General features: G+C 38.3%; 7 protein-coding genes. 5 read left to right on the forward strand and 2 right to left on the reverse strand.

Features of this window, described 5'->3' with window-relative positions:
• Positions 1–844, forward strand: an 844-nt coding sequence (locus tag ACIQZ6_RS11525) for a gamma-glutamyltransferase family protein (RefSeq protein ID WP_395811240.1), incomplete at its 5' end; no start/stop codon positions are given.
• Between the two features lie 24 nt (positions 845–868).
• On the opposite strand, the gene ACIQZ6_RS11530 is transcribed toward ACIQZ6_RS11525, so the two are convergent.
• Positions 869–1,381 carry a hypothetical protein gene (locus ACIQZ6_RS11530; RefSeq protein WP_395811242.1) on the reverse strand — a complete coding sequence of 171 codons (513 nt, stop codon included), beginning with the start codon at positions 1,379–1,381 and terminating at the stop codon, positions 869–871.
• A gap of 34 nt (positions 1,382–1,415) precedes the next feature.
• Complete coding sequence (locus ACIQZ6_RS11535; protein ID WP_395811244.1) at positions 1,416–1,817, reverse strand: hypothetical protein; 402 nt, start codon at positions 1,815–1,817, stop codon at positions 1,416–1,418.
• A gap of 123 nt (positions 1,818–1,940) precedes the next feature.
• Between ACIQZ6_RS11535 and ACIQZ6_RS11540 the strand changes: the two genes are divergently transcribed.
• From ACIQZ6_RS11540 to ACIQZ6_RS11555, 4 genes are all read left to right on the forward strand, one after another.
• Positions 1,941–2,396 (forward strand): MarR family winged helix-turn-helix transcriptional regulator, encoded by a 456-nt coding sequence (locus ACIQZ6_RS11540; protein WP_395811246.1) that lies wholly within the window; start codon positions 1,941–1,943, stop codon positions 2,394–2,396.
• Between the two features lie 21 nt (positions 2,397–2,417).
• Positions 2,418–4,823, forward strand: coding sequence for a 3-hydroxyacyl-CoA dehydrogenase NAD-binding domain-containing protein (locus tag ACIQZ6_RS11545; RefSeq protein WP_395811248.1), 2,406 nt, complete (start codon positions 2,418–2,420; stop codon positions 4,821–4,823).
• Between the two features lie 49 nt (positions 4,824–4,872).
• Positions 4,873–5,232, forward strand: a complete 360-nt coding sequence (locus ACIQZ6_RS11550) for a four helix bundle protein (protein WP_395811250.1) — start codon at positions 4,873–4,875, stop codon at positions 5,230–5,232.
• A gap of 48 nt (positions 5,233–5,280) precedes the next feature.
• Positions 5,281–5,672, forward strand: a 392-nt coding sequence (locus ACIQZ6_RS11555) for a beta-ketoacyl synthase N-terminal-like domain-containing protein (protein WP_395811252.1), incomplete at its 3' end; no start/stop codon positions are given.

A 5,672-nucleotide genomic window follows, 5' to 3' on the forward strand; every position in this document is an offset into this window, starting at 1 on the left:
ACTTTTGCAACTTATAAGTTCTGTAGAGGAATACCCTCTCAAACGTTATGGATTTAATTCTGACTCAAGCATGCAGGTAATGATCGAGGCTGAGAGAAGAGTCTATGCTGATAGAGCTACTCATCTTGGCGATCCTGATTTTTACAAGGTGCCGCAAAAATATTTGACTAATCCCAGCTATTCAAAATATCGCATGAGTACTTTCAATTGGGCCAAGGCAACATTGAGCAGCGATATTAAGGCGGGCATAGTACCTAAAGAATCGGAGGAAACCACACATTTTTCTATTGTTGATCGTGATGGAAATGCAGTAGCAATCACTACAACTCTTAATGGGGGCTTTGGATCAATGGTTTTCGTAAAAGGCGCTGGCTTTTTACTGAATAATGAGATGGATGATTTTTCTGTTAAGCCCGGAACTCCAAATATGTTTGGGTTGCTTGGCGGTGAAGCCAATTCAATTCAGCCAGGAAAAAGAATGTTAAGTTCGATGACCCCCACAATCCTTGAAAAAAATGGCGACCTATTTATGGTAGTTGGTACACCGGGAGGATCAACAATTATTACCTCCGTTTTTCAAACTATCTTGAATACAATTGAATTTGATATGGGCATGCAAAGTGCCGTAAATGCCAAGCGGTTTCATCATCAATGGCTCCCCGATGAGGTCGTGGTTGAAAAGGGCGGAATGGATAGTTTGGTAAGAACCAAACTTGAGCAAAAGGGTTATAAATTCAGAGAAAGAAAAGCCATAGGGCGTGTTGATGCGATCTTGAAAACGCAATGGGGTTATTACGAAGGTGGTGCAGATTCAAGAGGAGATGACACAAAATTGGGTTGGTAATACCCTGATTTTGGAAACCCGATATTATCCACTAGTTTTTGTCTCTTTGCCAGCTAGCAGCGTACTCACAAGAAAGTGTAGTAAAACAATGCTGAGTAAAATGAATTTTATTCCTGCAAATAGGTAAGCTGTATTGGCAAACAAATTGCTTGGTGGATAGTAAATCAACTGCAAAAGTGAAATGTTCTCGATCATATCACAGGCTACCGCAATAACAGTTAAACTACTTAACAGTTTAAAGCTATTTAAAATATTCCCTTCGGCCAATCGACTACAGGCCCATGCGCTTCCATAATAGAACATTGCGCCATATAAAAGAGGAAAAATAAAGTCTAGGTAAATACTGAGTGTAAGTAGTTCGGTATGTCCTAATTGTGTTAAATTAGTTAGAAAATTTTCAGCTTTTTCAGCTGTACCAATAAACTCAAATTCCAGAATACTGGCCGGATTGAGAGGCGTAGTCATCTTTCTGATGAGTATAAACCAGGCCGCAGTAAGTAAAAAAAGTAATATTAATCTAAGGCCTTTATTTTTCATAATTCTAAAGATGCTATTTTTTAATTCTTGAAAATCAATCTTTGAATGGATAGTTGAGAATTGAAGATTGACTCATACCGTTTTTTTCATATAAAGCAATACAGTGTTGTTTATATTCTTCTTCAATATTGCTGTCTCCGAGTTTTAATTTGCCGGTATAGGGCTTATTGCTCAGAAAGAAGTAAACGCGCGTTGTTCCATATTTATTATGAGGCATATAATTGCCGTATTGTTTCATATCTGTCCAGTTTTCCTGATCAATACTAACGGCATATATCCTAATTACGGGTCCGGTATTTTGCTCGTTTCTAATGAATGCCGTCTCTTTCAGATTGCCTTTTAAACCTTTGATGCCTGGCTCATTTAAAACATTCCAAAGCATTGCGGTTATTGCAATGAAAGATATACTAAGAATAACTAATTTATTTTTTTTCATCTCTGTTCAAAGCTAAGCTTAAAATTTATTCAAGATGCTTCCAAAATCTAAAATAATTATGCTTAAACGCTTGTTATTTAAAATCAATTTAATAGATTTGCTATGCTTGCATAGTAATTTTGAATGAAGCCTGAAGAAACCGTAGATTATTTTTTGAAGATTGTATGGCAAACTGTTGCCAATAAATACAATCAGATCGCATCCGATTTTGGTATCACACAAGCCTTGGGGTATATGCTGATCAATATTCACGAAGAAGGCACTGCTGTTTCTCAGATTGCTGCCTTGTCGGGAGTAAAATCAACTAGTCTATCAAGAATGCTCAAGAGCATGGAAGAATTGGGGTTGATATTCAGAGAAACGGATTCTCTTGATAAACGGTCAGTTAAGATATTTTTAACGCCTTTCGGGAAAGAAAAAAGGAAGATCGCCAAAGATGTGGTTCGTTCATTTAATGAATACCTGAATATGCATATATCCGATAAGGAAAGAATTCAATTTTTAAAAACCTTAAGTAAAATAAATCAACTAACCACTGATTATAAACCTCAGATTTGCTACCCGGACTCTTCCGGGTAGTGAAACTGGAAATTGATTAAAATGAAACGAGTCATCAGAAAAGTTGCAGTATTGGGTTCGGGAATAATGGGATCGCGTATAGCTTGTCACTTTGCCAATATCGGTCTTGAAGTGCTTCTGCTAGATATCATTCCAAATGAACCAACTCCAGAAGAGCTTGCTATGGGGCTTGATATCACCAGTAAAAATGTTCGTAACCGCATAGTTAATGCCGCTCTTGACAGTACCTTGAAATCGAATCCTTCTGCGGTATTTTCTAAACGAGTTGTAAATCAGATCAGCACGGGCAACTTTGATGACAACATGAAGGATATTGCTGCATTTGACTGGGTAATTGAGGTAGTTGTTGAAAAACTAGAAATTAAAAAACTGGTGTATGATCAGGTTGAAAAATTCAGAACCCCTGGAACTCTAATTAGTTCAAACACATCCGGAATTCCAATTCATTTAATGGCCGAAGGCAGATCTGAAGATTTTAGAACCCATTTTTGTGGAACACATTTCTTTAATCCCCCACGCTACCTTCGTCTTCTTGAAATAATTCCCACTCCTGAAACAAAACCTGAGATCATTGATTTTTTAATGCATTACGGTGATAAATTTCTTGGAAAAACTACTGTTCTCTGTAAAGATACGCCTGCATTTATTGCAAATAGGGTAGGTGTATATGCTATCATGGCCTTGCTTCATTTGGTTCAAAAGCTAGATCTTTCAGTAGAGGAGGTTGATAAATATACCGGGCCTGCTTTGGGCAGACCTAAATCAGCTACTTTCCGCACCACAGATGTTGTTGGTTTGGATACAATGATTAATGTTGCTGCTGGATTATTCAATAATCTACCTAATGATAAAGCCCATCAGCTGTTTGAACTTCCTGAATACGTAAAAAAAATGCAGGAAAAAAAATGGCTTGGCGATAAAACAAAGCAAGGATTTTATAAAAAAATTAAGGGAGCAGATGGCAAATCTGAAATTCTTGCCCTTGATCTTAAAACATTAGAATATAAAGCTCAGCAAAAAATAAAGTCATCTACGCTTGAAGCAACCAAACTGGTTGAGAATTTGCGCGAGCGAATGAAGGTGTTTGCCCAGGGTACAGATAAGGCAGGTGAGTTTTTTAGAACGTCATTTTTTGGTCTTTTTGAATATGTCTCAGATCGTATACCAGAAATCTCGGATGAACTTTACCGAATTGATGATGCCATGCGTGCCGGCTTTGGATGGGAACTTGGCCCATTTGAAGTATGGGATTCTCTTGGAATCAGAAATGCGGTAGAGGGCATGAAGAAATATGGCAATGAAGCAGCTTCTTGGGTACATGAAATGCTTGCTGCCGGCCACGAGTCATTTTATCTGGTTGAGAATGGAATTAAAAAGTATTATGATATTCCTTCAAAATCATACAAATCAGTTCCTGGCTCTGAAGCCTTTATTATTTTAGATAATATCCGACCCACAAATACCATTTGGAAAAATTCAGGAACCACAATTACTGATCTAGGTGATGGAATTCTCAATCTTGAGATTCATACAAAAATGAATACCATTGGAGGCGAAGTGATTCAGGGATTAAATAAGGCAATTGATCTGGCAGAAAAGGACTACAGAGGCTTGGTTATTGGGAACGACGGTGCCAATTTTTCGGCTGGCGCTAATATTGGGATGATTTTCATGGCAGCTGTAGAGCAGGATTGGGATGAAATTAATATGGCTGTCAGGATGTTTCAGAACACGATGATGCGGATGCGTTATTCCAGTATTCCGGTTGTTGCAGCTGCTCATAATTTAACCTTAGGTGGTGGTTGTGAATTATGCCTTCATGCTGATTATGTTCAAACCAATGCAGAAACTTATATGGGGCTTGTTGAATTTGGAGTTGGATTGATACCCGGTGGCGGAGGAACAAAAGAATTTGCCCTGCGTCTTTCTGATGAATTCAAAGATGGTCAGATAGAGCAGGCTGCACTGAGAGATCGTTTTTTAACTATCGGCCAGGCAAAGGTTTCAACATCAGGAGTTGAAGCGTTTGAATTGGGCTATCTTCAGAAGGATAAGTTTAGTATCACCATGAACCGCAGCAGATTGATTATTGATGCCAAAACTAAAGCCATCGAACTAGCTGATAAGGGTTACAGCCAACCCCTAAGACGCAAGGATATTCGCGTTCTGGGTAAGCAAGGAATGGGTATTGTATATGCCGGAGCTAACTCCATGTTGGCCGGAAACTTTATTTCGGAGCATGATAAAAAGATTTCCGAAAAACTAGGATACGTACTTTGCGGTGGTAATCTTTCATCTCCAACGTTGGTCTCAGAACAATATTTACTTGATCTAGAAAGGGAAGCTTTCCTTTCACTTTGTGGAGAAAAGAAAACCTTAGAACGTATTCAAAGTATTTTGACAAAAGGGAAGCCGTTGAGGAATTAGAAGTGAGTATTGAGTAGTGAGTATTGAGTAGTGAGATAAAAAGTCGGAAATGCATAGTATTAAAGATCTGAAAATATGGAATAAGAGTATAGACTTGGTAATAAAGGTTTATGATGTTTCTGCAAAATTTCCTTTAGATGAGCGTTATGGTTTGATATCTCAGATCCGCAGGTGTGCAGTTTCTATACCATCCAATATTTCGGAGGGAGCTGGAAGAAACTCCAACAAAGAATTTTTGCAGTTCCTGGGTATTGCAAATGGATCATCATATGAACTGCAAACTCAATTAGTGATTTCAGAACGACTTGGATTTGTTGACTATAAAATATGTAATGAATTACTCGAAAACATAGATGAAGTTCAAAAAATGAATTTTAATCTTCAAAAATCAATAAGACTTAAATTGTAAGATGTGCTGGGTCTCTCTACTCAATACTCTCTACTCAATACTAAAAAAATGGAACAAGCATATATCATAGCAGCATACAGAACAGCGGTTGGAAAATCATCCAAGGGTATATTTCGTTTTACGCGCGCAGATGATTTGGCTGCTGAAGTGGTCAAACATCTGATGGCCTCTGTGCCTGTTCTAGATAAAGATGAAATTGACGATGTAATTGTTGGAAATGCAACTCCTGAAGCAGAGCAGGGACTAAATATTGCGCGCATGATCTCATTAATGGGATTGGATACCGATAAAGTTCCGGGTGTAACAGTTAACCGTTATTGTGCCTCAGGTTTGGAAACAATTGCGATTGCAAGCGCAAAGATCAACGCAGGCATGGCTGATTGTATCATTGCAGGCGGTGTAGAAGTGATGTCAGGAATGCCTTTTGGCGGATGGAAACT

The sequence above is a fragment of the Daejeonella sp. genome, assembly GCF_044348475.1.
Lineage (GTDB): Bacteria > Bacteroidota > Bacteroidia > Sphingobacteriales > Sphingobacteriaceae > Daejeonella.